Annotated in this window: 1 protein-coding gene; it reads left to right on the top strand. The window is 39.5% G+C overall.

All coding sequences use genetic code 11. From position 1 onward, the window contains the following. Positions 1 to 7: 7 nt before the first annotated feature. Positions 8 to 220 (top strand): transposase (locus HHO41_RS22260; RefSeq protein ID WP_211171062.1); only part of this gene is annotated, 213 nt, incomplete at its 3' end.

The raw sequence follows: 220 nt of genomic DNA on the forward strand, positions 1-220 counted from the left end.
GACTACATTGCTAAATGGTACGAATTCGACTCAATCTAAAACAAGCCAGCTTGAACTAGTAGACATAGAATTATTGGTTCCTGAGAACCACCTCCTTCGGTTAATTAATGAACACGTAGACCTTTCCTTCATCAGGGAAAAGGTGCGTCCTTTTTATAGTGAAACCAAAGGAAGACCTTCGCTTGATCCCGTTGTACTGTTCAAAATGATACTAATTGGA

It is taken from the genome of Bacillus sp. DNRA2 (assembly GCF_012843265.1).
Classification (GTDB): domain Bacteria; phylum Bacillota; class Bacilli; order Bacillales; family Cytobacillaceae; genus Bacillus_BU.